At 68.6% G+C, this 25012-nt stretch carries 25 protein-coding genes and 1 tRNA gene; 13 read left to right on the forward strand and 13 right to left on the reverse strand.

The window, feature by feature from the left end; translation table 11 throughout:
- Positions 1–130 precede the first annotated feature (130 nt).
- From rpsD to QTI68_RS13410, 4 genes are all read left to right on the forward strand, one after another.
- Positions 131–754 carry a 30S ribosomal protein S4 gene (gene rpsD, locus QTI68_RS13395; protein WP_286521997.1) on the forward strand — a complete coding sequence of 208 codons (624 nt, stop codon included), beginning with the start codon at positions 131–133 and terminating at the stop codon, positions 752–754.
- Between the two features lie 125 nt (positions 755–879).
- A complete protein-coding gene (locus QTI68_RS13400; RefSeq protein WP_093382585.1) occupies positions 880–1869 on the forward strand; it encodes a DNA-directed RNA polymerase subunit alpha in 990 nt (329 codons plus the stop codon).
- 105 nt (positions 1870–1974) lie between these two features.
- A complete protein-coding gene (rplQ, locus tag QTI68_RS13405) occupies positions 1975–2376 on the forward strand; it encodes a 50S ribosomal protein L17 (RefSeq protein WP_286521998.1) in 402 nt (133 codons plus the stop codon).
- A gap of 18 nt (positions 2377–2394) precedes the next feature.
- Positions 2395–2471, forward strand: a tRNA-Met gene (locus QTI68_RS13410).
- Positions 2472–2635: 164 nt separating this feature from the next.
- Here QTI68_RS13410 and QTI68_RS13415 read toward each other — a convergent pair.
- The 6 genes from QTI68_RS13415 to QTI68_RS13440 are packed head-to-tail and all read right to left on the reverse strand — an operon-like array spanning position 2636 to position 9526.
- Positions 2636–3031, reverse strand: a complete 396-nt coding sequence (locus tag QTI68_RS13415) for a RidA family protein (protein WP_286521999.1) — start codon at positions 3029–3031, stop codon at positions 2636–2638.
- Complete coding sequence (locus QTI68_RS13420) at positions 3028–4647, reverse strand: AMP-binding protein (RefSeq protein ID WP_286522000.1); 1620 nt, start codon at positions 4645–4647, stop codon at positions 3028–3030. The genes QTI68_RS13415 and QTI68_RS13420 overlap by 4 nt, the downstream gene beginning before the upstream one ends.
- Complete coding sequence (locus QTI68_RS13425; protein WP_286522001.1) at positions 4644–5837, reverse strand: acyl-CoA dehydrogenase family protein; 1194 nt, start codon at positions 5835–5837, stop codon at positions 4644–4646. The genes QTI68_RS13420 and QTI68_RS13425 overlap by 4 nt, the downstream gene beginning before the upstream one ends.
- A 4-nt stretch (positions 5838–5841) precedes the next feature.
- Positions 5842–6696, reverse strand: a complete 855-nt coding sequence (locus QTI68_RS13430; protein WP_286522002.1) for an enoyl-CoA hydratase family protein — start codon at positions 6694–6696, stop codon at positions 5842–5844.
- Entirely contained in the window at positions 6693–7169 is a 477-nt protein-coding gene (locus QTI68_RS13435) for a MarR family winged helix-turn-helix transcriptional regulator (protein ID WP_286522003.1), read from the reverse strand. The genes QTI68_RS13430 and QTI68_RS13435 overlap by 4 nt, the downstream gene beginning before the upstream one ends.
- Entirely contained in the window at positions 7169–9526 is a 2358-nt protein-coding gene (locus QTI68_RS13440) for a bifunctional salicylyl-CoA 5-hydroxylase/oxidoreductase (RefSeq protein WP_286522004.1), read from the reverse strand. The genes QTI68_RS13435 and QTI68_RS13440 overlap by 1 nt, the downstream gene beginning before the upstream one ends.
- Positions 9527–9631: 105 nt before the next feature.
- Between QTI68_RS13440 and QTI68_RS13445 the strand changes: the two genes are divergently transcribed.
- Positions 9632–10903 (forward strand): class I SAM-dependent methyltransferase, encoded by a 1272-nt coding sequence (locus QTI68_RS13445; protein ID WP_286522005.1) that lies wholly within the window; start codon positions 9632–9634, stop codon positions 10901–10903.
- Between the two features lie 11 nt (positions 10904–10914).
- Complete coding sequence (locus QTI68_RS13450; RefSeq protein WP_286522006.1) at positions 10915–11238, forward strand: DUF1840 domain-containing protein; 324 nt, start codon at positions 10915–10917, stop codon at positions 11236–11238.
- Positions 11239–11250: 12 nt separating this feature from the next.
- On the opposite strand, the gene QTI68_RS13455 is transcribed toward QTI68_RS13450, so the two are convergent.
- Genes QTI68_RS13455 through QTI68_RS13470 form a run of 4 tightly spaced genes read right to left on the reverse strand, consistent with a single transcriptional unit; the run spans position 11251 to position 14774 of the window.
- Positions 11251–12267, reverse strand: coding sequence for a Bug family tripartite tricarboxylate transporter substrate binding protein (locus QTI68_RS13455; protein WP_286522007.1), 1017 nt, complete (start codon positions 12265–12267; stop codon positions 11251–11253).
- A 16-nt stretch (positions 12268–12283) separates the two neighbouring features.
- A complete protein-coding gene (locus QTI68_RS13460) occupies positions 12284–12781 on the reverse strand; it encodes a MarR family winged helix-turn-helix transcriptional regulator (protein WP_286522008.1) in 498 nt (165 codons plus the stop codon).
- On the reverse strand, positions 12778–13764 hold the full coding sequence (locus QTI68_RS13465; protein ID WP_503011670.1) for an alpha-ketoacid dehydrogenase subunit beta: 987 nt from the start codon (positions 13762–13764) through the stop codon (positions 12778–12780). The genes QTI68_RS13460 and QTI68_RS13465 overlap by 4 nt, the downstream gene beginning before the upstream one ends.
- A complete protein-coding gene (locus tag QTI68_RS13470; protein ID WP_286522009.1) occupies positions 13755–14774 on the reverse strand; it encodes a thiamine pyrophosphate-dependent dehydrogenase E1 component subunit alpha in 1020 nt (339 codons plus the stop codon). The genes QTI68_RS13465 and QTI68_RS13470 overlap by 10 nt, the downstream gene beginning before the upstream one ends.
- A gap of 161 nt (positions 14775–14935) precedes the next feature.
- Between QTI68_RS13470 and xylF the strand changes: the two genes are divergently transcribed.
- The 4 genes from xylF to QTI68_RS13490 are packed head-to-tail and all read left to right on the forward strand — an operon-like array spanning position 14936 to position 19063.
- Positions 14936–15958: a D-xylose ABC transporter substrate-binding protein gene (xylF, locus tag QTI68_RS13475; protein ID WP_286522010.1), complete on the forward strand. Its 1023-nt coding sequence runs from the start codon at positions 14936–14938 to the stop codon at positions 15956–15958.
- Between the two features lie 4 nt (positions 15959–15962).
- The gene (locus tag QTI68_RS13480) at positions 15963–17150 is read left to right on the forward strand and encodes a sugar ABC transporter permease (protein ID WP_286522011.1); all 1188 of its coding nucleotides are present in this window, start codon (positions 15963–15965) and stop codon (positions 17148–17150) included.
- The gene (locus tag QTI68_RS13485; RefSeq protein WP_286522012.1) at positions 17151–17924 is read left to right on the forward strand and encodes an ATP-binding cassette domain-containing protein; all 774 of its coding nucleotides are present in this window, start codon (positions 17151–17153) and stop codon (positions 17922–17924) included.
- Positions 17921–19063, forward strand: coding sequence for an ROK family transcriptional regulator (locus QTI68_RS13490; protein ID WP_286522013.1), 1143 nt, complete (start codon positions 17921–17923; stop codon positions 19061–19063). Before QTI68_RS13485 ends, QTI68_RS13490 begins: the two co-directional genes overlap by 4 nt.
- Before the next feature lie 19 nt (positions 19064–19082).
- On the opposite strand, the gene QTI68_RS13495 is transcribed toward QTI68_RS13490, so the two are convergent.
- Positions 19083–19352 carry a hypothetical protein gene (locus QTI68_RS13495; RefSeq protein WP_286522014.1) on the reverse strand — a complete coding sequence of 90 codons (270 nt, stop codon included), beginning with the start codon at positions 19350–19352 and terminating at the stop codon, positions 19083–19085.
- 112 nt (positions 19353–19464) lie between these two features.
- On the reverse strand, positions 19465–20442 hold the full coding sequence (locus QTI68_RS13500; protein ID WP_286522015.1) for a tripartite tricarboxylate transporter substrate-binding protein: 978 nt from the start codon (positions 20440–20442) through the stop codon (positions 19465–19467).
- 191 nt (positions 20443–20633) lie between these two features.
- Here QTI68_RS13500 and QTI68_RS13505 point away from each other — a divergent pair, with 191 nt between their 5' ends.
- The 3 genes from QTI68_RS13505 (at position 20634) to QTI68_RS13515 (ending at position 23556) form a co-directional block, all read left to right on the forward strand.
- The gene (locus QTI68_RS13505) at positions 20634–22094 is read left to right on the forward strand and encodes an NAD-dependent succinate-semialdehyde dehydrogenase (protein ID WP_286522016.1); all 1461 of its coding nucleotides are present in this window, start codon (positions 20634–20636) and stop codon (positions 22092–22094) included.
- A 16-nt stretch (positions 22095–22110) separates the two neighbouring features.
- On the forward strand, positions 22111–22851 hold the full coding sequence (locus tag QTI68_RS13510; RefSeq protein WP_286522017.1) for an SIR2 family NAD-dependent protein deacylase: 741 nt from the start codon (positions 22111–22113) through the stop codon (positions 22849–22851).
- A gap of 273 nt (positions 22852–23124) precedes the next feature.
- Positions 23125–23556, forward strand: a complete 432-nt coding sequence (locus QTI68_RS13515; protein WP_286522018.1) for a CBS domain-containing protein — start codon at positions 23125–23127, stop codon at positions 23554–23556.
- A 110-nt stretch (positions 23557–23666) separates the two neighbouring features.
- Here QTI68_RS13515 and QTI68_RS13520 read toward each other — a convergent pair whose 3' ends face one another.
- Positions 23667–25001 carry a cytosine deaminase gene (locus tag QTI68_RS13520; RefSeq protein WP_286522019.1) on the reverse strand — a complete coding sequence of 445 codons (1335 nt, stop codon included), beginning with the start codon at positions 24999–25001 and terminating at the stop codon, positions 23667–23669.
- Positions 25002–25012: the final 11 nt, after the last annotated feature.

Raw genomic sequence — 25012 nt, forward strand, 5'->3', positions numbered from 1 at the left:
CGACAGCGCCCGGCGCAGCCTGCTTCACGGCGGCTGCGCATTTTTTGTTTTTATCGAAGCCCACCGCCGTCGGCACGCCGCCGATGGCTCCCGCAGTTCCGCTGCGGCAGATGACATAGAAGGAAATCACGTGGCACGCTACCTCGGCCCCAAGGCCAAACTCTCCCGCCGCGAAGGCACCGACCTGTTCCTGAAGAGCGCCCGCCGCTCGATCCAGGACAAGTCGAAGTTCGACTCCAAGCCCGGCCAGCACGGCCGCACCTCGGGTCAGCGCACCTCCGACTTCGGCCTGCAACTGCGTGAAAAGCAGAAGGTCAAGCGCATGTACGGCGTGCTCGAGAAGCAGTTCCGCCGCTACTTCGAGGAAGCCGATCGCCGCCGCGGCAACACCGGCGCGAACCTGCTGTTCATCCTCGAATCGCGCCTGGACAACGTGGTCTACCGCATGGGCTTCGGCTCGACGCGCGCCGAAGCACGCCAGCTGGTGTCGCACAAGGCGATCACGGTGAACGGCCAGTCGGTCAACATCCCGTCGTACCTGGTCAAGACCGGCGACGTGATCGCCGTCCGCGACAAGTCGAAGAAGCAGACCCGCGTGGCCGAAGCGCTGCAGCTGGCCGCCCAGGTGGGCATGCCGGCGTGGGTCGATGTCAACGCCGACAAGGCGGAAGGCACCTTCAAGAAGGTCCCCGATCGCGACGAATTCGCTGCCGACATCAACGAATCGCTGATCGTCGAACTCTACTCGCGCTAAACAGAGGATAACGAGGCGCTTCGCGCCTCGTCCTTGTCATTTTTGTTCCCGCCGGGGCTGCGCCCCGCGGGCGCTTCACCAGCCTTACCGGTGTAACGAGCCGGGGGTATTGAGAGGAAGTCTGCATGCAAACAACCCTGCTGAAACCCAAGACCATCCAGGTCGAGCAACTCGCGCCCAACAAGGCGAAGGTCACGCTCGAGCCGTTCGAGCGCGGCTACGGCCACACGCTCGGCAATGCACTGCGTCGCGTCCTGCTGTCGTCGATGGTCGGCTACTCGGCCACCGAAGTCACGATCGCCGGCGTGCTGCACGAGTACTCGTCGATCGATGGCGTGCAGGAAGACGTCGTCAACATCCTGTTGAACCTCAAGGGCGTGGTGTTCAAGCTCCACAACCGCGATGAAGTCACGCTGAGCCTGCGCAAGGACGGCGAAGGCCCGGTCACCGCTTCGGACATCCAGACGCCGCACGACGTCGAGATCATCAACCCGGACCACGTGATCGCCCACCTGTCGCAAGGCGGCAAGCTCGACATGCAGATCAAGGTCGAGAAGGGCCGCGGCTACGTGCCCGGCACGATGCGCCGCTATGCCGACGAGCCGACCAAGTCGATCGGCCGGATCGTGCTGGACGCTTCGTTCTCGCCGGTCAAGCGCGTGAGCTACACGGTCGAAAGCGCCCGTGTCGAACAGCGCACCGACCTCGACAAGCTGCTGGTCGAAATCGAGACCAACGGTGCGATCACCGCTGAAGACGCAGTTCGCGCCTCGGCCAAGATCCTGGTGGAACAACTGGCTGTGTTCGCCCAGCTCGAAGGCGGCGAACTCGCTGCGTTCGATGCGCCGGCACCGCGCAGCGCCCAGCAGTTCGACCCGATCCTGCTGCGCCCGGTCGACGAGCTCGAACTCACGGTGCGTTCGGCCAACTGCCTGAAGGCCGAGAACATCTACTACATCGGTGACCTGATCCAGCGCACCGAGAACGAGCTGCTCAAGACCCCGAACCTGGGTCGCAAGTCGCTCAACGAAATCAAGGAAGTGCTCGCCTCGCGCGGCCTCACCTTGGGCATGAAGCTCGAGAGCTGGCCGCCGGCCGGTCTCGATAAGAGATAATTGAGGATAACAAGGCCTCCTTCGGAGGCCTTGAACTTCTGATTTAGGTGAACGTTCAGTACCTGATACGGCTGGACGAATTTAAAAGGTAAAGGAAAACACACCATGCGTCACGGTCACGGACTCCGCAAACTCAACCGCACCAGCTCGCACCGCCTCGCGATGCTGCAGAACATGATGAACTCGCTCATCGAGCATGAGGCCATCAAGACCACGCTCCCCAAGGCCAAGGAACTGCGCCGCGTCATCGAACCGATGATCACACTGGCCAAGAAGCCGACGGTCGCCAACAAGCGCCTCGCCTTCGACCGCCTGCGCGACCGCGACATGGTCGTCAAGCTGTTCGGCGAGCTCGGCCCCCGCTACCAGGCACGTCCCGGCGGCTACACGCGCATCCTGAAAATGGGTTTCCGCGTCGGCGACAACGCGCCCATGGCCCTGGTCGAACTGGTCGATCGTCCCGAAGTGACAGAATCTTCGGACGACTCGCAAAACGCCGCAGAATAGTATATAATTCAATCTTGCCGCGCGATGGAGCAGCCTGGTAGCTCGTTGGGCTCATAACCCAAAGGTCGCAAGTTCAAATCTTGCTCGCGCAACCAAATTCCCGATAGCCCCAAAAAGGTTGTCGACGAAGCAAAAAAGCCCACTTTCAAGTGGGCTTTTTTGTTTTTGGGTTTTTGGAATTCACGGCCCTGCGATGCCGCGGGGCCTTCGTGAAACACCGCGAACCGGCTCCGTCGGCCCGCAGGTGTCGCCCCCGGAGTCAGTCCGGGATGACCGCCGTGACCTCGATCTCGACCTTGGCCCGCGCCTCGACCAGCTTGGCCACCTGGACGCAGGTCATCGCCGGGAAATTGCGGCCCACGGCCTCGCGGTAGACCGGCCCCAACTCGCCGAGGCGGCTGTTGTACTCGTCGCGGTCGGTGATGTACCAGGTCATGCGCACCATGTGCTCCGGACCTGCGCCGGCTTCGCGCAACACCTCGACGATATTGCGCAGCGCCTGGCCCGTCTGCGCGATGAAATCATCGGTCTCGAATTGCTGCTGCGAATTCCAGCCGATCTGGCCGCCGACGAATATTTGCGTGCCGCGCGCGGCGATGCCGTTCGCATAGCCCTTGGGGGGCAGCCAGCCTGGAGGTTGAAGGTGCTTGATCATGTCATTTGCCTCAATTTGAATCTCTGGAGTTTTCCGGTCTCGGTGCGCGGCAGGTTGGCCACGAAGGTGATTTCTCGCGGGTATTTGTACGGTGCGATGGTGGCCTTGACGTGCTCCTGCAGCGCCTTGGTCAGTGCGGCGTCGCCCGTGTGTCCGGGCTTCAGCACGCAGAACGCCTTGACGATCATGCCGCGCTCGTCGTCGGGCTTGCCGATCACGCCGCACTCGGCCACAGCCGGATGCTTGAGCAGCGCATCTTCGACTTCCGGGCCGCCGACGTTGTAGCCGGCGGTGACGATCATGTCGTCGGCGCGCGACTGGTAGAAGAAATAGCCGTCCTCGTCTTCGACGAAGGCGTCGCCGGGGTAGTTCCAGCCGTCGCGCACGTAGTCCGCCTGGCGCGGGTCGTCGAGGTAGCGGCAGCCGACCGGCCCGATGATGGCCAGCTTGCCGACCGTGCCGCGCGGTACCTCGCGCCCTTCGTCGTCGACGATCCGGGCCGTGAAGCCCGGCACCGCCTTGCCGACCGCGCCGCGCCGGACCTCGTCGCCGGCGGCCGAGATGTAGATGTGGAAGACCTCGGTGCCGCCGATGCCGTCGACCATCTCGAGGCCGGTGGCCTCCTTCCATTGCTGGCGGGTGGCGTCGGGCAGGGCCTCGCCGGCGCTCACGCTGATCCGCAGGCTGGGCACGCCCGCGGCCTTGGCGAAGGCGGCCATCTGGCGATAGAAAGTGGGCGCCGTGTAGCAGATGGTGGCGCCGATCGCGCGGATCACCTCGACCATGCTCTGGGGCGTGTAGCCCTTGTCGTGAAAGTACACCGAGGCGCCGGCCCACATCGGAAACACCAGCAGGCCGCCGAGCCCGAAGGTGAAGGCCAGCGGCGGCGAGCCGATCACGATGTCGTCGCTGCGTGCCTTGAGTACGTGGCGCGGCCAGGTCTGGCACATCGCCAGCACGTCGCGGTGCGTCGTGACCGGGGCCTTGGGCTTGCCGGTGGTGCCCGAGGTGAAGGCCAGCAGGGCGATGTCGTCGGCCGCCGTCGGACAGGCCGGGAAGACGCCGCTCTTGGCCGCCGCGCGGGTGGTCAGCGAGTCGGGTGCGTCGAGCCGGTTGAAGGCGACGATGGTGCGCAGCACGGGATGCGCACGCTGCGCGGCCTCCAGCTCGTCGAGCAGCTTGCCCTCGCACAGCGCGACGGTGGGCTGCGCCTTGTCGATGATCTCGCCGAGTTCCTTGGCGCGCAGGAGCGGCATGGTTGCGACCGCGACCATGCCGGCCTTGACCACGGCCAGCCACGCCAGCGCCATCGAGATCGAATTGCCGCCGCGCAGCAGCACCCGGTTGCCCGGCACCAGACCGAGGTCATCGGTCAGCACCTGGGCGATCCGGTTGACCTCGAGCGCCGACTCGGCATAGCTGAGGGTGCGCCCCGGGGAGCGCAGCATCGGCCGGTCGCCGAAGCCCCGGTCGAGCGCCTTGTCGAGCAGTTCCTCGACCAGGTTCAGCCGGTCGGGCAACTGCAGCTCGGGCAGGTCGTAGCGGAAGATCGGCAATTGATCGGCCGGCGGCAGGCGGTCATGCACGAAACGGTCGGTCTGCGCGCTGTAGGTCATTTTTGCCTCAAGACGGCCTTGCCGATGATCAGTTGCTGGACTTCGGTCGCGCCCTCGTAGATGCGCAGCGAACGGATGTCGCGGTAGAGGCTCTCGACCTTGGTTCCGACCTTGACGCCGAGGCCGCCGTGCATCTGCAGCGCCATGTCGATCACGCGGCTGGCGTTCTCGGTGGCGCACATCTTGGCCATCGCGGCGGCGGCAGTCAGGTCGCCGACGGCGGGTGCGCCGCGGCGCTCGCTGTCGTCGCGCATCCAGGCTGCGCGGTAGGTCAGCAGCGCGGCGCTGTCGATCAGCGCCGCCATCTCGCCGAGCTTGGCTTGGGTGAGCTGGAAGTCGGCCAGGGTCTGGCCGAACATCTTGCGCTTCTGGGCGTGCTGGATGGCTTCGGCGAGGGCTCGCCGCGCCATGCCGAGCGCCGCACCCGCCACCGAGGCGCGGAAGATGTCGAGCGTGCGCATCGCCAGCTTGAAGCCGCCGTTGAGCTCGCCGAGCTGGGCCGTGCGCGGCACCGTGCAGCCGTCGAAGCGCAGGGTTGCCAGCGGATGCGGCGCCATCACCTCGATGTGGGCCGAGGTGTCGAGACCGGGCGTGCTGGCGTCGACGATGAAGGCGGTGATGCCGCGCGAGCCGGCGGCCGGATCGGTCTTGGCGAAGACGCAGTAGAAGTCGGCGATCCCGCCGTTGCTGATCCAGGTCTTCTCGCCCGTGAGGCGCCAGCCGTCGGCCGTCGGCTCGGCGCGCATCGCCATCGCGCCGACGTCGGAGCCGGCCTCGGGCTCGCTGAGCGCGAAGGCGGCGATCTTGTCGCCGCGCCCGACCGGCTCCAGGTAGCCGGCCTGCTGCGCGGCGCTGCCGGCGAGCGTGATGGCGCCGCTGCCCAGCCCCTGCATCGCGAAGGCGAAATCGGCCAGCGGCGAGTGGAAGGCCAGCGTCTCGCGCAGCAGCACCAGGGCGCGCGAGTCGAGGCGCTCGAGCGCGCCGCCCGAGGCGGCGGGCACGCAGTAGCGCAGCCAGCCGCCGTCGCCGAGCCGGCGCACCCAGTCGCGGCAGGCGGCGCGATCGTCGCGCTCGTCCACCGCCTGGGCCGCGGCCCAGGGCAGCAGCTCGCGGGCGAGGGCGCGGTGCGCCTCGTCGAAGAAGGGCAGCGCGAGATGCGCCGTCGAAGGATCTACAGCGGATGCGGCCATGCGGTCAGTCTCCCTGGAAGGCGGGCTTGCGCTTGGCCGAGAAGGCCTCGTAGGCACGCTTGAAGTCTTCAGTCTGCATGCAGATCGCCTGGGCCTGGGCTTCGGATTCGATCGCCTGGTCGATGGTCATCGACCATTCCTGCGACAGCATGGTCTTGGTCATGCCGTGGGCGAAGCTCGGGCCTTCGGCCAGGTCGCGGGCGACCGCGGTGGCGGCGGCGAGCAGGGCGTCGCTGTCGTGCAGGGCGTTGAAGAAGCCCCAGGCCTGGCCCTCCTGCGCGGTCATCGCGCGGCCGGTGAACAGCAGCTCGGAGGCGCGGCCCTGGCCGATCACACGCGGCAGCAGGGCGCAGGCGCCCATGTCGGCGCCGGCCAGGCCGACCCGCGTGAACAGGAAGGCGGTCTTGGTCGCGGGCGAGCCGTAGCGCAGGTCGCAGGCCAGCGCGATCATGGCGCCGGCGCCGGCGCAGACGCCGTCGATGGCGCCGACGATCGGCTGCGGGCAGTGGCGGATCGCCTTCACGAGGTCGCCGGTCATGCGGGTGAACTCGAGCAGCTCGGGCATCGTCATGCGGGTCAGCGGGCCGATGATCTCGTGGACGTCGCCGCCCGAGCAGAAATTGCCGCCGGCGCCCGTGACGACGATCGCCTTGACGTCGGTGGCGTAGTTCAGGGCCCGGAACAGGTCGCGCAGCTCGCCGTAGGAGTCGAAGGTGAGCGGGTTCTTGCGCTCGGGGCGGTTCAGCGTGATGGTGCCGACGCCGGCCTCGAAGGCCCACGAGAAATGCTCGGCCTGGTAGCCGGCCTTGGGTTCGAACTGTGCGCGCATGGGACTTGCCGCGCCGATGTAGTGCTTCATAGGGCCTCCGCCATTTGTTGATGCGAGTGCTGCTTGACCTTGCCGAGCAGCTTGTGGAGCTGGTTGATTTCTTTCGGGCTCAGCGACGCGAAGGCGTCGCAGATCCAGGCCTCGTGCTGTTGCGCCATGTCGTTGAAGAGCTTGCGGCCGCGCGCCGTGAGGCGCACCCGCCAGGCCCGGCGGTCGCCCGCGACATCGACGCGCTCGACGAGGCCTTCGGTGACCAGCTGGTCGGTGATGCCGGTGACGTTGCCGCCCGTGACCATCATGCGGCGCGACAGCTCGTTCATCTTGAGCCCCTCGGGCGCGCGTTCGAGCTGCGACATCAGGTCGAAGCGCGGCAGCGTGGTGGCGAACTGCTCGCGCAGCTCGTTGCGCACCTGCTTCTCGATCAGCTGAGTGCAGGTCAGCAGGCGCAGCCAGAGCCGGAGCTCGTCCGGGTGCTCGCTGTGGGCGCGTGCTTCGAGGTCCATCACTGTTCCTCTTCGGCCGCGCGCGGAGCGGCCGCCAGCGCCGCCGCCAGCTGCTGCTGCTTGGCGATCTCGCGGTACATCTGGTCGCGCCCGCTCAGGTACTGCTTCGGCCAGGCGACCTCGCGGCTCTGCAGCTTGGCGGCCTCGTGCAAGGTCCAGGCCGGATCGGCCAGGTGCGGCCGGGCGATCGCGCAGAGGTCGGCACGGCCGGCCGCGATGATGCTGTTGGCCTGGTCGGCGTCGGTGATGGCGCCGACCGCGATGGTCGAGATGCCGACTTCGTTGCGGATCCGATCGGCGAAAGGCGTCTGGTACATGCGGCCATACACCGGCTTGGCGGCCCGGGTGGTCTGGCCCGAGGAGACGTCGATGAAGTCGGCGCCGGCTTCCTTGAAGGCGCGCGCCATGGCCACCGCGTCGGCGTCGGTGTTGCCGCCCGGCGCCCAGTCGTGGGCCGAGATGCGCACGCTCATCGGGCGCTCGGCCGGCCAGGCGGCGCGCATGGCGCGGAACACCTCGAGCGGGTAGCGCAGGCGGTTCTCGAGGCTGCCGCCGTAGTCGTCAGTGCGCAAATTGGTCAGCGGGCTCAGGAAGGCCGACAGCAGGTAGCCGTGGGCGCAGTGCAGTTCGAGCCAGTCGAAGCCGATCTCGGCGGCGCGGCGGGTGGAGGCAACGAACTGGTCGCGCATCTGGTCCATCTGCTCGCGGGTCATCGCGGCCGGCAGCTGGTTCTGCTCGCCGTAGGCCAGCGCGCTGGCCGACAGCAGCGGCCAGTTGCCGGAGGCGAGCGGCTCGTCGGTGACTTCCCAGCCGAGCTGGGTCGAGCCCTTGGGACCGCTGTGGCCGAGCTGCATGCCGATCTTGGCGCTCGACTGCGCATGGACGAAGTCGACGATGCGCTGGAAGGCCGCCTGCTGGGCGTCGTTGTAGAGCCCGGTGCAGCCGGGCGTGATGCGGCCTTCGGGCGTCGGGCTGGTCATCTCGACCATCACCATCGCGGCGCCGCCGAGCGCACGGGCGCCCAGGTGCACCAGCAGGAAGTCCTGCGGCACGCCGTCGACCGCGCTGTAGGTGGCCATGGGCGAGACGACGATGCGGTTCTTGAGCTCGAGGCCGCGCACCTTGAGCGGCATCAGCATCGGTGCGATCGGCTTGCCGCCCGACAGCCACTGCTCGTAGCCGCCCAGCCACTGCGTGTCGCGCAGCCGCAGGTTTTCGTGGCTGATGCGCTGCGAGCGCGTGAGCAGCGAATAGGCGAACTGCTCGATCTCCATGCCGGTGTAGCGCGGCACGTTCTCGAACCATTCGGTGGAGTTGCGCGCCGCGTTCTGGATCTTGAGTACCTCGACGCTGCGGCGGGCCTCGTAGGCTTCGAGCACCGGGTCGATGTCGCCGCCGGTTTCGAACTCGTTGGCGAGGTCGATCGCGTCTTCGAGCGCCAGCTTGGTGCCGGAGCCGATCGAGAAGTGCGCGGTGTGGGCGGCGTCGCCCATCAGCACCACCGGCACCGTCCGGCCGTCGACCTCGATCCGGTGCGTCCAGTGGTTGCAGACCACGCGCGGGAAGCGGATCCAGTTGGCCGAGCCGCGCAGGTGGGTGGCGTTGCTGATCAGCGCGTGGCCGCCCAGGTACTTGGCGAACAGCTTCTCGCAGAAGGCGATGGCCTCGGGCTGCTCCATCTTGTCGAGCCCGTGGGCCTGCCAGACCGCCTCGGGCGTCTCGACGATGAAGGTCGAGGTCTTGTCGTCGAACTGGTAGGCGTGGGCCTGGAACCAGCCGTGCTCGGTCTGTTCGAAGGCGAAGGTGAAGGCGTCGAAGGTCTGGTGGGTGCCGAGCCAGACGAAGCGGCACTTGCGCAGGTCGATGTCGGGCTGGTAGACCTCGGCGTAGCGCTGGCGGATGCGGCTGTTGAGCCCGTCGCTGGCGATCACGAGGTCGGCCTTGTATTGCGCCGCCAGGGCCTGGTCGTCGGTGGCGTCGGTCTCGAACACCAGGTTGACGCCGAGCTCGAGGCAGCGCTCCTGCAGGATGTTGAGCAGCCGCTTGCGGCCGATGCCGCAGAAGCCGTGGCCGCCCGAGCGCACCTGCCGGCCCTTGAAGAAGACCTGGATGTCATCCCAGTGATGGAACTCGTTACCGATCAGCGTGGCGGTCGGCGCGTCGGCCGCGGCCAGGTTGGCCAGCGTCTGGTCGCTCAGCACCACGCCCCAGCCGAAGGTGTCGAACGGGCGGTTTCGCTCGATCACCGTGATCTCCAGAGAAGGCTGGCGGGCCTTCATCAGCAGCGCGAAGTAGAGCCCTGCGGGGCCACCGCCGATGCACAGCACGCGGCGAAGATTCGGGGTAAAGCTATTCATGGATAAATAGTTTAGACATAAACGATCTCGTGTCAACCATGGGAAGCCCGAAGTTCCATGCCCCTGCGGTTGACGAGGCCGTTTCCACTGGCAAGAATGTTCTGTATGCAAAGCCTGATCCCGAAGATCGAGTCCCAGCTTTCCTCGCTGTCCGTTCCCATCGCGCTGCAGCTCCCCGATGGCCGGCAGGTCGCCCAGGCCGGCGCCCGGGTCACCCTGGCCTTCAAGGACTGGTCCGAACTGGCCAAGCTGGGGCGCCGCCAGATCGGCGCCATCGGCGAGGCCTATGTGGAGGGCCGGGTCCAGATCGAGGGCGCCATGCGCGACCTGATCGATGCCGCGGTCGGGCTGCTGCCCGGCAATCCGGCCGAGACCAACACCGGGTGGTGGAGCCGCCTGCAGCGCCGCGCCAAGTCGCGCGGCTCGCATTCGCTGGGCAAGGACGCGGCCCAGATCGAATTCCACTACGACGTCTCGGACGATTTCTACGCCCTGTGGCTCGATCCGCGGCGGGTCTATTCGTGCGCCTACTTCCGTGACACGGACATGACGCTGGCCCAGGCCCAGGAGGCCAAGCTCGACCACATCTGCCGCAAGCTGATGCTGAGGCCGGGCGAGCGCTACCTGGACATCGGCTCGGGCTGGGGCGCGCTGCTCATGTGGGCGGCCGAGCACTACGGGGTGGATGCCACCGGCATCACGCTGTCGAAGAACCAGCACGCCCATGTGCAGCGCCTGATCGACGAGAAGGGGCTGGGGGGCCGGGTTCGGGTCGAGCTGCGCGACTACCGGCAGCTTGACGTCGCCCAGCCCTTCGACAAGATCTCCTCGGTGGGCATGTTCGAGCATGTGGGCAGCGCCAACATGGGGACCTATTTCCGCAAGCTGCATGCGCTGCTGGCGCCCGGCGGGCTGGTGATGAACCACGGCATCACCTCGGGCCAGCTCGACTACCAGCAGCTCGGCGCCGGCATGGGCGACTTCATCGAGAAGTACATCTTCCCGGGCGGCGAACTGCTGCACGTGACCCACGTGCTGCGCGAGACCGCGGCGGCTGGGCTCGAGATGGTCGACACCGAGAACCTGCGGCCGCACTACGCGCGCACGCTGTGGGCCTGGTCCGACACGCTGGAGGGCCGGCTCGACGAGGCGCGCCAGGTGCTGCAGAAGAGCGGCGGCCGCCAGGCCGAGAATGCCGAGCGGATCCTGCGCGCCTACCGGCTCTACCTGGCCGGTTCGGCGATGAGCTTCGAGCAGGGCTGGATCTCGCTGCACCAGATGCTGTCGACCAGGCCCGACGGCCAGGTCGACGCGCGGTCGCTGCGCGGCGCGCAATCGGAGTACCCTTTCACCCGCGACTACATCTACAACAAGTAAAGAGAGGCTCCATGCTGTATCGATTCCAATCGCGGGCCACGCCCCCCTTCGTGATGCTCGAGGTGAACGCGCGTCAGTTGTTCGAGATCATCGGCCGGGCGCCGGCCCCGAAGGGCGTGATCACGACCGACCAGATGCCGGCCGCCATCGCGGCACTCGAGGCCGCCATGGCGCGCGAAGGCGAAAACCTCCACAACGCCGACGCCTACGCGGTGGAAGGGCACGACAACGAGGCCGAAAAGCAGCACGTCGGCCTGCGCCAGCGGGCGACGCCCCTGCTTCACATGCTCAAGGACTCCCTCGCTGACGGAAAAGACGTGATCTGGGAGGTTTAGCTCGCCTGGGGGTCAGTCCACTTTCGCCCCGGAGGCCTTGACGACCTTCGCCCACTTGACGTGCTCGGCGTCGATCAGCTTGGCGAAATCGGCCGGTGAATTGCCGCTCGGGATCGCGCCCTGGGCGACCAGCTTTTCTTTGACGGCCGGGGAGTTCAGCGCCTTGGCCACTTCCTGCTGGACGCGGTTGACGATGTCCGGCGGCGTGCCGGCCGGCGCCAGCAGGCCGAACCAGGAGCTGGCCTCGTAGCCCTTGAGCGCGGGGCCGCCGGCTTCCTCGACGGTGGGCACGTCGGGCAGGGCCGGCGAGCGCTGGGCGCTGGTCACGGCCAGCGCCTTGAGCTTGCCGCCCTTGATCTGCTGCATCGAGGAGGGCAGGTTGTCGAACATCACGTCGGCGTTGCCGCCGACCATGTCCATCAGCGCCGGACCCGAGCCGCGGTACGGGATGTGGGTCATGTAGCTGCCGGTCATGCTCTTGAACAACTCGCCCGCCAGGTGGATCGAGGTGCCGCTGCCGCTCGACGCCATGTTGAGCTTGCCGGGGTTGGCCTTGGCGTACTTGACGAAGTCGGCCACGTTGTTGATGTTCAGGGCCTTCGCCTTGTCGACGTTCATTTCCATCACGTTCGGCACCGCAGCGACCAGCGTGATCGGCACGAAGTCCTTGATCGGGTCGTAGGGCAGCTTGGGGTAGAGCGCCCGGTTGATGCCGTGGGTGCCGACCGTGCCCATGAGCAGCGTGTAGCCGTCGTTCGGGGCCCGGGCGACGATCTCGGCGCCCACGTTGCCGCCGGCGCCGGCGCGGTTGTCGACGATGAACTGCTGGCCGAAGGCCCTCGACAACTCGGGCGCGACGGCGCGCGCCAGGATGTCGGTGGTGCCGCCGGGGGCAAAGGGCACGACGATGCGCACCGGCTTGGTCGGCCAGGTGGACTGGGCTGCGGCGGGCCCGGCCAGGAGGGCGAGCGCGGCGCTCGCGGCCAGCGCCAGGGCGCCGCGGCGCGAATGAGAAGGAGAGAAGGTCATGGGCCTGTTTTACCGGCTAAGCCGCCTCGGCGTCGCGGGTGGAAACCCCGGGCGCCGCACTGGCGCTGCAGCAGGCCACCGAGGCGATCAGCTTGTCGAGCGTGGCGTTGAGCTGCTGCAGCTCGGGGGCCGCGACGCCGGCGAACAGTTCGGCCTCGCGCTCGCGCGCCTGCACCGCCACCGCCGCGTGCACGGCCTTGCCGGCGCTGCTCAGGTAGAGCCGGCTGCGGCGCTGGTCCGTCGGGTCTTCGTGGCGATGCAGCCGGCCGGCCCGCTGTAGGCCCGCGAGGGCGCGGCTCACCGCCATCTTGTCGAGCCCGGTGAGGTCGGTGAGCTGGGTGGCGGTGAGGCCGGGGCGGGCGCCCAGCAGCGCCATCGTGCGCCACTCGTTGAGCGTCAGCTGGTGCAGCCGTCCGACCCGCTGCTGGAACGGCCGCGCCGTCAGGTTGACGACCCGCACCAGCTTGAGGAAGACCGTGTCTTCCACGGTCGATGCGGGGTCGTCGTGGTTCATCCGAGCAGTTTCCGTGCGGCGCTCGCGATCTGCCCGGCACCGACCCGTGACTGGGCTTCCAGCACCGGCGCGTACCCCACCGGGATGCGCGGCGCGCCGAGCCGCGCCACCCGGCAGCCGGTCGCCTCGGCCGCGCTGGCGGCGATCTCGGCGCCGAAGCCCGCCGCCTGCACCGCCTCGTGGGCCACCAGCAGCCGGCCGGTGCGGCCGCAGGAGGCCAGCACGGCCTCGCGGTCCCAGGGCCACAAGGTGCGCAGGTCGATCAGGTCGACGTCGATGCCCTCGGCCGCCAGCGTGTCGCAGGCGGCGTCGCAGACCTGCATTTGCCGGCCCCAGCTGACCAGGGTCAGGGCATCGCCGCGGCGCCGCCGGGCCGCCTTGCCGAGCGCCACGGGCAGGCTTTCGTCGACCGGCCCGCGTGCGCCCCAGAGCGTCTTGTGTTCGATGTAGACCACCGGATCGCCGCATTGCAGCGCCGCGCGCAGCAGCGAATAGTTGTCCTGCGGCGTCGACGGGCAGACCACCACCACGCCGGGCAGGTGCGCGAACCAGGCCTCGAGCGATTGCGAATGCTGCGCCGCCGACGCGTCCCAGATGCCGCCGGGCATGCGCGCGACCAACGGCACGCGGCCCTGGCCGCCGAACATGAAGCGGTTCTTGGCGGCCTGGTTGACCAGCTCGTCCATGCCGCAGAGCGCGAAGTCGACCACCCGCATCTCGACCACCGGGCGCAGCCCGGCCAGCGCCATGCCGACGCCGGCGCCCATGATCGCGGCCTCGGAGATCGGCGTGTCGATCACGCGCTCGGCGCCGAAGCGCTGCTGCAGGCCCTTGTACTGGCCGAAGATGCCGCCGCGGCCGACGTCCTCGCCGAGCACCACCACGCGCGGGTCGGCTTCCATTTCGCGCTGGACCGCCAGCACGGCGGCTTCGGCATAGCCGAGCTGAAGCACGGCGGCGGCCGGTTCGTGGGTCATGTCCATTGGCCGGCTCCGGTGGTCTGCACGTCGGTGAAAGCCGCGCCGGCCTCGGGCCACGGTGCGGCGTCGGCGGCGGCGAGCGCGGCCTCGACCTCGGCATGGGCTTCGTTCTCGATCGCGGCCAGCGCTGCGGCGGCGACGCCGCTGGCGGCCAGCCGGGCGCGGGCCCGTGCGATCGGGTCGGTCTCGAGCGCCGCGGCCAGTTCGGCCGGGTCGCGGTAGGCGGCCGGATCGACCGAGACATGGCCCTTGACCCGGTAGGTCAGGGCGTGCAGCAGGCGCGGTCCGCGGCCGGCGCGCACCTCGGCGACCAGGCGGCGGGCCGCCGCGTGGACCTCGAACACCTCGTTGCCGTCGACCTGGGTGGCGGCGATGTCCATGGACTCGGCGCGGGCCGAGGCGCCGTCGCCCGCGGTCATCGGGCCGCTGGCGGTGGTGGCGCTCCAGCGGTTGTCCTCGCAGACGAACAGCACCGGCAGCTGGTAGACCCGGGCCCAGTTCAGCGACTCGAGGAAGGGGCCGCGGTTGATCGCGCCGTCGCCGAAGAAGCAGACCGTGATTGCGTCCTTCTTCTGGAGTTTCTGCGCATGGGCCGCGCCGACCGCGATCGGCAGGCCGGCCGCCACCACGCCGTTGGCGCCGAGCATGCCGACCGAGAAGTCGGCGATGTGCATCGAGCCGCCCTTGCCGCCGTTGAAGCCGCTCGCCTTGCCGAAGAGCTCGGCCATCATGCGGCCGAGGTCGGCGCCCTTGGCCAGCGTGTGGCCGTGGCCGCGATGGGTCGAGGTCAGGTAGTCGGCGCGGCTCAGATGGGCGCAGACGCCGGCCGGCACCGCCTCCTGGCCGGTCGACAGGTGCAGCGGGCCGCGCACCTTGGCGCCGCCCGCCGCCTCCTGGCCGTAGGCGCTGACGCCGCCCTGGCTGGCGGCCTCGGCGGCGTTCTCGAAGGTGCGGATGCGCACCATCGTGCGGTAGAGCGCCAGGCGCTCTGGGGCTGAAATCTCAGGGTCCATCTTGTCTCCAGCTCATGCACAGCTTGTGTTCTTCGCGAAATCGTATCGATCGTGACTAATCAGGCGCAGCGCATTTACCCGCAGGGAATGTCCCAATGCCGATACCCAGGCCTGCTGACATAGTTCGTCGCTCAAACTAATTCAAACCTGGAGACCCGACCATGAAGTTCGCCCCGACACTGACCGCCCTGGCCCTCGGACTGACCGCGCTCGGCGCTTGCGCCCAGACCGTGGTCGGCGTGAGCTGGTCCAATTTCCAGGAAGAGCGCTGGAAGACCGATGAGGCCGCGATCAAGGCCCAGCTCGAGAAGCTCGGCGCCAAGTACATCAGCGCCGACGCCGGCGGCTCGCCCGAGAAGCAGCTGGGCGACATCGAGGGCCTGATGTCGAAGGGTGCCAAGGCGCTGATCGTGCTCGCGATGGACAAGGACGCGATCCTGCCGGCGGTCAACAAGGCGCTGAAGCAGAAGGTGCCGGTGGTGGCCTACGACCGGCTGATCGAGACGCCCGGCGTGTTCTACATCACCTTCGACAACACCGAGGTCGGCCGGATGCAGGCGCGCGCGGTCTACAAGCTCCAGCCCAAGGGCAACTACGTGATGATCAAGGGCTCGCCGACCGACCCGAACGCCAACTTCCTGCGTGCCGGCCAGCAGGAGGTGATCGCCGATGCGGTCAAGAAGGGCGACATCAAGATCGTCGGCGACGAATTCACCGACGGCTGGAAGCCCGAGGTGGCGCAGAAGAACATGGAGCAGATCCTCACCAAGGCCGGCAACAAGGTCGATGCGGTGGTGGCCTCGAACGACGGCACCGCGGGCGGCGCGGTGGCGGCGCTCACGGCCAAGGGCATCCGCGGCATCCCGGTGTCGGGCCAGGACGCCGACTTCGCGGCGCTCAACCGGATCGCGCTCGGCACCCAGACCGTGTCGGTGTGGAAGGATTCGCGCGAACTGGGACGCGAGGCGGCCTCGGCGGCCGTGGCGCTGGCCGCCGGCAAGCCGGCCGACAAGGCGGCCGACTGGAGCGGCGGCGAGAAGAAGGTGGCGATCTCATCGCGCTTCCTGACGCCGGTGCCGATCACGCGCGACAACCTCGACGTGGTGGTCAAGGCCGGCTGGATCAAGAAGGACGAACTCTGCAAGGGTGTCAGCGGCGACAAGGCCCCTTCGGCCTGCAAGTAAGCGCATGAGCTCCGCCCCCGGTCTGTGGCGCCGCAGCGGCGTCGATCTCCGGCTGCTGCTCATGAGCGTGCTGCTGGTGGTGATGGCGATCGTCTTCCACGTCCTGTCGGGCGGCGTCTTCCTGTCGCCCGAGAACCTCTACAACATCGCGCAGCAGACCGCGGTGGTCGGCATCGTCTCGACCGTGATGGTGCTGATCATCGTGGCCCGCCACATCGACCTGTCGGTGGGCTCCGTGATGGGCTTCGTCGGCGTGCTGGTCGCCTACCTGCAGTACTCGGCCGGCTGGTCCTGGCCGGCGGCGAGCCTGGCCGGGCTGGCGGTGGCGCTGCTGGTGTCGCTCTACCAGGGCGGGCTGACCGCGGTGCTCGGCGTGCCGTCGTTCGTGGTCACGCTGGGCGGGCTGATGTCGTTCCGGGGCGCCGCCTTCCTGGTGGCCGACGGCAAGACGCAGCCGGTCAACGACGAATTCTTCCAGCGCCTGGGCGGCGGCTACGACGGCGGCATCGGCACCACGGCGTCCTGGGGGCTGGCGGCGCTGGTGGCGGTCGTGATCTTCGCGCGCATGCTGCAGAAGCGCAGCGCCCGGCAGCGCCACGAGATGCCGGTCGAGCCCTTGTGGCTGGACCTGCTGCTGGCCGCGCTGCCCGCGGCGGTGGTGTTCGCCTTTGCCGCCACCATGAACAACTACCAGATCTCGTCGAAGACCGAGGCCCAGGGCATCCCGATCCCGGTGCTGATCTGGGCGGTGGTGGCGGTGGTGCTGTCGTTCATCGTGCACCGCACCCGCTTCGGGCGCTACGTGTTCGCGATGGGCGGCAATCCGGACGCGGCGGCGCTGGTCGGCATCCCGGTCAAGCGCGTGACGCTGATGCTGTTCGCGCTGCTGGCGGTGCTGGTGACGATCGCCGCGATCGTCTCGATCGCGCGGCTCAACGCCGGCACCAATTCGCTCGGCACCGGCATGGAGCTCTATGTGATCGCGGCGGCCGTGATCGGCGGCACGGCGCTGGCCGGCGGCAGCGGCTCGATCTTCGGCTCGGTCCTGGGGGCGCTGATCATGCAGTCGCTCGACAGCGGCATGCTGCTGCTCGACGTGCCGATCGGCAAGCGGATGGTGATCATCGGCCAAGTGCTGATCGTGGCGGTGGTGTTCGATGTGCTGTACCGCAAGAAGTTCGGAGAGAACTAGATGAGCGCCAATCCACCCCTGGTCGAACTGCGCGAGATCCGCAAGGCCTTCGGCGGCGTGAAGGCGGTCGACGGCGTCAGCGTCAACCTCTATCCCGGCGAAGTGGTCGCGCTGCTGGGCCACAACGGCGCCGGCAAGTCGACCTTGATGAAGATGCTGGCGGGCGCCTATCCGATCGACTCCGGCGACACGCTGATCGCCGGCGAGAAGGTCAACATCCGCACGCCCTCCGAAGCCCAGGCCCAGGGCATCGAGACCATCTACCAGACCCTGGCGCTGGCCGACAACCTCGACTCGGTCGCCAACCTGTTCCTCGGCCGCGAGAAGCTCACGCCCTGGCGCACGCTCGACGACCATTTCATGGAAGGCCAGGCGCGCAAGGTATTCCATCGCCTCAACAAGAACTTCACCAACATCCGGGTGCCGGTGCGGCGCCTGTCGGGCGGCCAGCGGCAGGTGGTGGCGATCTCGCGGGCGCTGTACTTCAACGCCCGCATCCTGATCATGGACGAGCCCTGCGCGGCGCTCGGGCCCGAGGAGACCGCGATGGTCGGCGCGCTGGTGAAGCAGCTCAAGGCCGACGGCGTGGGCATCTTCCTGATCACCCACGACATGCCCGACGTGTTCGGCCTCAGCGACCGCCTGGCGGTGATGAAGAACGGCCGGCTGGTCGGCACCTACCGCACCGCCGACGTCACCGAGGACGAGGTGCTCGGGATGATCATCGCGGGCAAGCGGCCCGAGGGAAAGCCGCAGGCCGAACACGCCGGATGAAGACCACGGGCGACCAGCAGCTCGTCAAGCGCATCAACCGCAGCGTGCTGCTGCGGCTGCTGCGGGCGCAGCCCGGCCTGTCGCGCGCGCGCCTGGCGGTCGAGAGCGGCCTCACCAAGTCGACCGTGAGCCTGCTGGTGCGCGAGCTGCTCGACGACGGCTGGCTCGACGAGGCCGGCACGCCGGTCGCCGACGGACTGGGGCGGCCGTCGACGCCGCTGTCCATCAACGTCGGCGTGCGCGCGCTGGTCGGGGTCGAGATCGCGGTCGAGACGGTGCGCGTGGTCTGCGTCTCGCTCCGGGGCGAGGTGCTGTATTCCGATTCGCAGCCGCTGGCCGAACGCGCGCCGCGGGTGGCGTGTGCGCAGGTGGCGCGGATGGCGGCGGCGGCGCACGCCCACCTGGTCGCCGCCGGCCTGCGGCTGTCGGGCATCGGCGTCGGCGTGCCGGGGGCGCTCGACGACGCCACGGGCATGGTGCGCTTCGCGCCCAATCTCGGCTGGCGCAACCTCGACTTCCTGCCGCTGCTCGGCGAGGCCCTGGCGCGCGAAGGGCTGGCGGGCATCGCGGTGCAGCTGCAGAACGACGCCGATGCCGGGGTGCTCGGCGAGTTCGAGTTCTCGGACGGCGAGGGCGAAGACCCGCTGATCTTCGTGAGCTGCGACGTCGGGGTCGGTGCCGGCGTGGTGCTCAACGACCGCCTGTTCACCGGCGCCGGCGGCATGGCCGGCGAGATCGGCCACACCGTGCTGCAGATCGACGGGCCGCGCTGCTCCTGCGGCCGCAACGGCTGCGCCGAAGTCTTCCTGGGGGCGCGGGTGCTCGACCGCAGTGCGGACGGGCCGGCCAGGGCCGCGGGCTACCTGGGCGTGCTGCTGCAGAACCTGTGGGTCACTTTCGAGCCGCGGGCGATCGTGGTCGGCGGCAAGTCATGCGATGCGCATCCGGACTTCCTGCGCGGCGCCATCGCGACCGTGCAACGCTACGCCGACAGCGCCGGCCTGCCTGCGCCGGTGGTGCGGCCCGCGCGCTACGGCCAGTGGGCCCCCGCCGTGGGGGCCGCCGCGCTGGCGCTGCACGAGTATCTGCGTCCGCTGCATCCGAGCTCGGAGGCGCGGCGCCTGCCGGCCCAGGGTTGACGCGAGACGTCGGCGCGCCTCAGTCGCCGCCGGCCGCGGCCGCCCGGCGCGCCTCGATCCAGCGCTGGAACTGCCGTTCGGCCTGGAGCTTGAATTCGTTGCGGGTCTGGTTGCAGATCGCATGCGAGAGTCGCCGGTGCTGCTGCTTGCGGACGCCGCCGAGGGTGGCGTCGTTGAGGTGCTCGATGGTGGCGGAATCGGGGTCGCTGCGGGGCTCGCCGAAAACCATGGGCAGGCCGCACCAATGGCAGTTGTGACCGAAGGTGGATCGCAGGGCCTGGACGCTCATGGATCGATTGTGCCTTCGCGCCAGCGCCGCCATCCGGCCGAAGTGATCGCGCAATGACAAAAGCCGCCGGGCTTTCGCTCCGGCGGCTTTCTCTTTCTTTCAGGGGCGGGGATCAGTCCGCGTAGACGCCCGCCGCCTTGATGATCGGGCTCCACTTGGCGATCTCGGCCGCCACGAATTTCTTGTGGCCTTCGGGCTCGATGCGGCCGTCGGTCGCGACCACCGCGCCCAGGCCTTCCTGCTTCTTGATGAACTCGGGGTCCTTCAGGGCCACCTTGAGCGCGTCGTTGAGCTTCTTGGTGATGGCCGGCGGCGTGCCCTTCGGGGCGTAGAAGCCGTGCCAGATCGTGACCTCGAAGCCCTTCAGGCCCTCTTCCTGGAGTGTCGGCAGGTTCTTCAGCAGCGGCGTCGTCAGGCGCTGGGACGTGGTCACGGCATAGGCCTTGACCTTCTTGGCCTCGATCTGCGGCGAGGTGTTGGTGGTCTGGTCGCACAGCAGGTCGATCTGGCCGCCGATCAGGTCGGTGATGGCGGGTGCGGTGCCCTTGTAGGGCACCGGGGTCATCTCGGTCTTCGTGGCGGTCTGGTAGAGCAGGCCGCACAGGTGCGAGGCCGAGCCGATGCCGGCATTGCCGAGGTTGATCTTGCCCTTGTTGGCGGCGATCCAGGCGCTCAGTTCCTTGTAGTTGTTGGCCGCCATCTGGGGCTTGGCGATCAAGGTCATCGGCACGTCGTTGACGATGCCGAGGTATTCGAAATCGGTCTCGACCTTGAACGGCACGTTGCGCACCAGGGTCGGAATCGTCGACATGCCGATGTGGTTGAGCAGCAGGGTGTAGCCGTCCGGGTTGGCGCGCGCCACCTTGGCGGCGCCGATCGAGCTGCCGGCGCCGGGGACGTTGTCGATCACGATGCTGCCGCCGCCCAGGGGCTTGCGCAAGGCCTCCGCGAGGTCGCGCGCGACCCGGTCGGTCGGGCCACCGGCGGCGAAAGGCACCACGATGCTGATGGGCTTGCTGCCCGGGAAGTCCTGGGCGTGCGCGCCTGCCGCGAGGGCGGCCAGCGCGGTGATTGCGAGCAGTGTCTTCATGCGGTCTCCGAGTAGAAAAGGCAGCGATCTTATAGTCTGACCAGCAGCTGACCATCGCTGTTTTCCCCCAAGTCCTTGGTTCAGGTCAAGGTTTGGGAGCGAAGGCCGGAATTGCGGACCCGGACCGGCGCCGGGACGCTGTCGCGGGTATCGTGCCTTCCTGTATTTCGAGACCCATGGAGCGAGACGCAATGCTGAAACTCAAGGACCCGACCCTGCTGCGCCAGCAGGCCTTCATTGCCGGCGAATGGGCCGATGCGGACGACCGCGAGACCCTCCCGGTCGCCAATCCGGCCAGCGGCCAGCCGATCGGCAGCGTGCCCCTGTGCGGCAGCGCCGAGACCGTGCGCGCCATCGCGGCCGCCGAAGTCGCCCAGCGCGCCTGGGCCAGGCGGCCGGCCAAGGAGCGCTCGGCCATCCTGCGCAAGCTCAACGACTTGATGCTCGCCAACCAGGACGACCTGGCGCTCATCATGACCACCGAGCAGGGCAAGCCGCTGGCGGAGAGCAAGGGCGAGATCGCCTATGCGGCCTCGTTCATCGAGTGGTTCGCCGAGGAGGCGCGCCGGGTCTACGGCGACACCATCCCGGCGCCGCAGTCCGACCGCCGCATCCTGGCGCTCAAGCAGCCGGTCGGGGTCACGGCGGCGATCACGCCCTGGAACTTCCCGACCGCCATGCTGACCCGCAAGGCCGGCCCGGCGCTGGCGGCCGGCTGCGCGATGGTGGTCAAGCCGGCGAGCCAGACGCCGTTCTCGGCGCTGGCCTTCGCCGAGCTGGCCGATCGCGCGGGCCTGCCCAAGGGGCTCTTGTCGGTGCTGACCGGCTCGGCCTCGAAGATCGGCGGCGAGATGACGCGCAGCCCGATCGTGCGCAAGCTCACCTTCACCGGCTCCACCGAGGTCGGCCGCACGCTGATGAAGCAGTCGGCCGACACGATCAAGAAGCTGTCGCTCGAACTCGGCGGCAACGCGCCCTTCATCGTCTTCGACGACGCCGACATCGATGCGGCGGTCGAGGGCGCCATGGTCTCCAAGTACCGCAACACCGGCCAGACCTGCGTCTGCGCCAACCGCATCTACGTCCAGCGCGGCGTGCTCGAGGCCTTTACGCAGAAGCTGGTCGCGAAGGTGAATGCGCTCAAGGTCGGCGAGGGCACCGAGGCGGGCGTCACGCAGGGGCCGCTGATCGACGACAAGGCGGTGGCGAAGATCGAGGAGCATGTCGCCGACGCGCTGGCCAAGGGTGGCCGGGTGCTGGCCGGGGGCAAGCGCCACGCGCTGGGCGGGCGCTTCTACGAGCCGACCGTGATCGGCGGCGCCACGGCCGACATGCTGGTGGCGCGCGAGGAAACCTTCGGGCCGCTGGCGCCGATCTTCGCCTTCGACGCCGAGGACGAGGCGATCGCGCAGGCCAACGCCACCGAGTTCGGACTGGCCTCGTACTTCTACAGCCGCGACATCGGCCGCGTCATGCGCGTCGCCGAGGCGCTCGAATACGGCATCGTCGGCGTCAACACCGGCCTGATCTCGACCGCCGAGGCGCCGTTCGGCGGCGTCAAGCAGTCGGGCCTGGGGCGCGAGGGTTCCAGATACGGGCTCGACGAATTCCTGGAGATCAAGTATGTCTGCCTGGCGGGGCTCGGCCAATGAACGGAATCCTGGCCGGATGAGCGAAGGCATCGCTCTCGATCTCGCCGTCGAGCTGCTGCGCGCGGCCCGGCGCATCGTGGTCTTTTCCGGGGCGGGGTTGTCCAGGGCCTCGGGCATTCCGACCTACCGCGATGCCGACGGCCTGTGGATGAACCAGGCCGCGCTGCGCTTCTCGCACGCCGAGGACCTGGCGCGCGACCCGGCCGGGTTCACGAAATTCTGGGCCGAGCGCCTGCGCGTGGTCGAGGCGGCCGCGCCAAATCCGGCGCATCTCGCGCTGGCCCGGTTGCAGCGGCTGCGTCCGGCGACGCGGCTGGTGACGCAGAACGTCGACGGCCTGCTGACCCGCGCCGGCGCCGTCGACGTGCTCGAACTTCACGGCGCCCTGCAGCGCTGGCGCTGCGACCACTGCGGCAACCGCCGCGGGCCCTGGCTGTTTCAGCGCTGCATCCGCTGCGGCCGGCGGGCGCGGCCGGACGTCGTGATGTTCGGCGAGATGCTCAACAAGGGCGTGCTGCTCGATGCCCAGGTGGCGGCGGAGGAGTCCGACGTCTTCGTGCTGGTCGGCAGCACCGCGGTCGTCTATCCGGCCGCGGACCTGCCCCAGTTGGCGCTCGCCAATGGCGGGCAGCTCATCACCCTCAATGCCGAACCGCTGGCGCTCGACCATTCGGCGACCGCGGTGCTGCGCGGCAAGGCCGAGGAACTGCTGCCGCTCCTGGTCGACGGCATCGGCGGCGCGGCTGCGCGAAGCTGAAGCTGCGAGCGAATTCTCATGTTGTTGTGTCGATCGGTTACAGGGGCGACAAATCCAGTCTTCGGCGCGCACCAAAACGACCTGGCGCGTTGATTGACACGAAAGTGTGCAAATCGCCGGTCTCGAAGCTGGAAAAGGTCGCGACGTCGACTCAGCGGCGCGCGTCGCGCACCACGGCGGCGCAGCAGCGGCGCTCGCACGGCACTGAAACCCTTCGTCGCCACCGTTGGCTTGCGCTTGTGGAGGGCCCACGCGCCGCGCAGAATAGAACGCATGAAAACTGTGGCAGAAATCCTCAAGGCGAAGGGCGATTCGGTCGTGTATTCGATCGAGCCTTCGGCAACGGTGTACGAAGCGCTTGCGCTGATGGCCGAGAAGAACGTCGGCGCGCTGCTCGTCATGGAGGGCGAGAAGATCGTCGGCATGATGACCGAGCGAGACTACGCGCGCAAAGTCGTGCTGCTGGCGCGATCGTCGAAGGACACGCCCCTGCGCGATGTCATGACGCCGGCCGTGATCTACGTGCGGCCGGACCAGACCACCGAGGACTGCATGGCGCTGATGACCCAGAGCCGGATCCGCCACCTGCCGGTGATGCAGGACGGCAAGCTGGTCGGCCTGATCTCGATCGGCGACCTGGTCAAGGGCATCATGTCCGAGCAGACCTTCATCATCGAGCAGCTGCAGCACTACATCGCTGGCTGAGTGTGGCCCCCACGCTCCCCCACTGCGTGTGGGTCGCTGCCCCCCGAGGGGGCCGCAGGCGCACTTGGGGCGGCCCGGCGCCGGCCTGACCCCACGTTTTCGACGGTCCTTCAGACCTGCATCAGATCATCCAGCAGCCGGTAGTCCGGCAGCGTGGTGTCGATCGCCCGCCCGCCGCGCAGCACGGTGCGGTCGAACTGCGTGCGCGAGAGCATCTCCGAATAGTTGCGGGCCTTGAGCACCAGAAGGTCGGCGGGCGCCCCTGGCTTCAGCACGCCGCGGTCGATGCCCATGATGGCCGCCGGCGTCTCGGTCGCGGCGCGGATCCAGTCGCTGAGCGGATGGTCCAGGTGCAGGATCTTCACCGCCTGGGTGAAGGTGTCGAGCATGTCGTGGTCGCCGTAGGCATGGAAGGGATCGCGGCAGTTGTCGCCGGCCACCGCCACGCGCAGCCCGCGCGCCTTCATCTCGTGCAGCACGGTCACACCGCGCCAGCGCGGCGTGCGCGCCCCTGGGCTGCGGTCCTGCAGGTACATGTTGACGGTCGGCAGGCTCACGATGTCGATGCCGGCGTCGCGGCAGGCGGCGATGGTCTCCTCGATGAACTCGTCGGTCTGCAGGGCCAGCGAGGTCACGTGGCCGCACAGGATGCGGCCCTTGAAGCCCTGGGCCACGGCATGGCGGGCGACCCGGATCAGCGCCCGTGCGCGCGGGTCGGTCGATTCGTCGACATGCAGGTCGAGGTCGAGTCCCCGCTCGCCGGCCAGCGTGAACACGCGCACCAGCGCCTCGTCGAGGTCCGGCGGCATCGTTTCGGCTGGAAAGGCCGCCGATCGGGTCACGCAGCCCAGCTTGCCGCCGCTCTCGGCCACGATGTCGGCCAGCCGGCGGCCCTCGTCGGTGAGGAAGATGTCGAGCGGCGCGATCGACGACACCTGGAGGTCGATGCGCCCGGCCCAGCGCTCGCGCACCTCGCGCAGCACCGGAAACGAGATCGACGCTTGCGGCGCGAGCGAGTCGAGGTGCGTGCTGATCGCCACCACGCCCTTGGCATAGGCGGTGGCGAGGCCGAACTCCATCCGCCGCCGCACGTCCTCGGCGTTCCAGTTCGCCTGCCGGTCGCGCAGCGTCGCCGCCGAGGCGCCCGCGCCGTCGCCGGTCGGATTGGCCTGGCGCGGCCAGATGTGGCCCTTGTCGAGGTGCGTGTGGCAGTCGACCAGGCCCGGCAGCACCATCGAGGCGTCGAGGTCGGGGCCCCATTCGGCGGGCATGCGGCCGGCCAGGTCGATGGCGGCGATGCGGCCGTCGTCGATGAGCAGGTCGATGGCGACCAGGTCATCGGCGATATCTCCCGGCAGCGCGGGCTGCACCAGGCAGCGGGGGGCGCGCAGGTTGCGCAGGGCATGGCGCGAAGCGCGGGGCGGCTGGAAGAAGGAATGGGTCATCGGCGGGAATG

Source organism: Variovorax sp. J31P207 (assembly GCF_030316965.1).
Classification (GTDB): Bacteria; Pseudomonadota; Gammaproteobacteria; order Burkholderiales; family Burkholderiaceae_C; genus Variovorax; species Variovorax ginsengisoli_B.

Coding starts and splice junctions, on each gene's coding strand:
- QTI68_RS13485 (WP_286522012.1), top strand. CDS start 17,151: ATGAGCGCCAATCCACCCCTGGTCGAACTGCGCGAGATCCGCAAGGCC.
- QTI68_RS13435 (WP_286522003.1), bottom strand. CDS start 7,169: ATGGACCTCGAAGCACGCGCCCACAGCGAGCACCCGGACGAGCTCCGG.
- QTI68_RS13510 (WP_286522017.1), top strand. CDS start 22,111: ATGAGCGAAGGCATCGCTCTCGATCTCGCCGTCGAGCTGCTGCGCGCG.
- QTI68_RS13440 (WP_286522004.1), bottom strand. CDS start 9,526: ATGAATAGCTTTACCCCGAATCTTCGCCGCGTGCTGTGCATCGGCGGT.
- QTI68_RS13505 (WP_286522016.1), top strand. CDS start 20,634: ATGCTGAAACTCAAGGACCCGACCCTGCTGCGCCAGCAGGCCTTCATT.
- QTI68_RS13470 (WP_286522009.1), bottom strand. CDS start 14,774: ATGGACCCTGAGATTTCAGCCCCAGAGCGCCTGGCGCTCTACCGCACG.
- QTI68_RS13480 (WP_286522011.1), top strand. CDS start 15,963: ATGAGCTCCGCCCCCGGTCTGTGGCGCCGCAGCGGCGTCGATCTCCGG.
- QTI68_RS13420 (WP_286522000.1), bottom strand. CDS start 4,647: ATGACCTACAGCGCGCAGACCGACCGTTTCGTGCATGACCGCCTGCCG.
- QTI68_RS13495 (WP_286522014.1), bottom strand. CDS start 19,352: ATGAGCGTCCAGGCCCTGCGATCCACCTTCGGTCACAACTGCCATTGG.
- QTI68_RS13425 (WP_286522001.1), bottom strand. CDS start 5,837: ATGGCCGCATCCGCTGTAGATCCTTCGACGGCGCATCTCGCGCTGCCC.
- rplQ (WP_286521998.1), top strand. CDS start 1,975: ATGCGTCACGGTCACGGACTCCGCAAACTCAACCGCACCAGCTCGCAC.
- QTI68_RS13460 (WP_286522008.1), bottom strand. CDS start 12,781: ATGAACCACGACGACCCCGCATCGACCGTGGAAGACACGGTCTTCCTC.
- QTI68_RS13400 (WP_093382585.1), top strand. CDS start 880: ATGCAAACAACCCTGCTGAAACCCAAGACCATCCAGGTCGAGCAACTC.
- QTI68_RS13465 (WP_503011670.1), bottom strand. CDS start 13,764: ATGGACATGACCCACGAACCGGCCGCCGCCGTGCTTCAGCTCGGCTAT.
- QTI68_RS13490 (WP_286522013.1), top strand. CDS start 17,921: ATGAAGACCACGGGCGACCAGCAGCTCGTCAAGCGCATCAACCGCAGC.
- QTI68_RS13500 (WP_286522015.1), bottom strand. CDS start 20,442: ATGAAGACACTGCTCGCAATCACCGCGCTGGCCGCCCTCGCGGCAGGC.
- QTI68_RS13445 (WP_286522005.1), top strand. CDS start 9,632: ATGCAAAGCCTGATCCCGAAGATCGAGTCCCAGCTTTCCTCGCTGTCC.
- QTI68_RS13430 (WP_286522002.1), bottom strand. CDS start 6,696: ATGAAGCACTACATCGGCGCGGCAAGTCCCATGCGCGCACAGTTCGAA.
- QTI68_RS13515 (WP_286522018.1), top strand. CDS start 23,125: ATGAAAACTGTGGCAGAAATCCTCAAGGCGAAGGGCGATTCGGTCGTG.
- xylF (WP_286522010.1), top strand. CDS start 14,936: ATGAAGTTCGCCCCGACACTGACCGCCCTGGCCCTCGGACTGACCGCG.
- QTI68_RS13520 (WP_286522019.1), bottom strand. CDS start 25,001: ATGACCCATTCCTTCTTCCAGCCGCCCCGCGCTTCGCGCCATGCCCTG.
- QTI68_RS13415 (WP_286521999.1), bottom strand. CDS start 3,031: ATGATCAAGCACCTTCAACCTCCAGGCTGGCTGCCCCCCAAGGGCTAT.
- QTI68_RS13450 (WP_286522006.1), top strand. CDS start 10,915: ATGCTGTATCGATTCCAATCGCGGGCCACGCCCCCCTTCGTGATGCTC.
- QTI68_RS13455 (WP_286522007.1), bottom strand. CDS start 12,267: ATGACCTTCTCTCCTTCTCATTCGCGCCGCGGCGCCCTGGCGCTGGCC.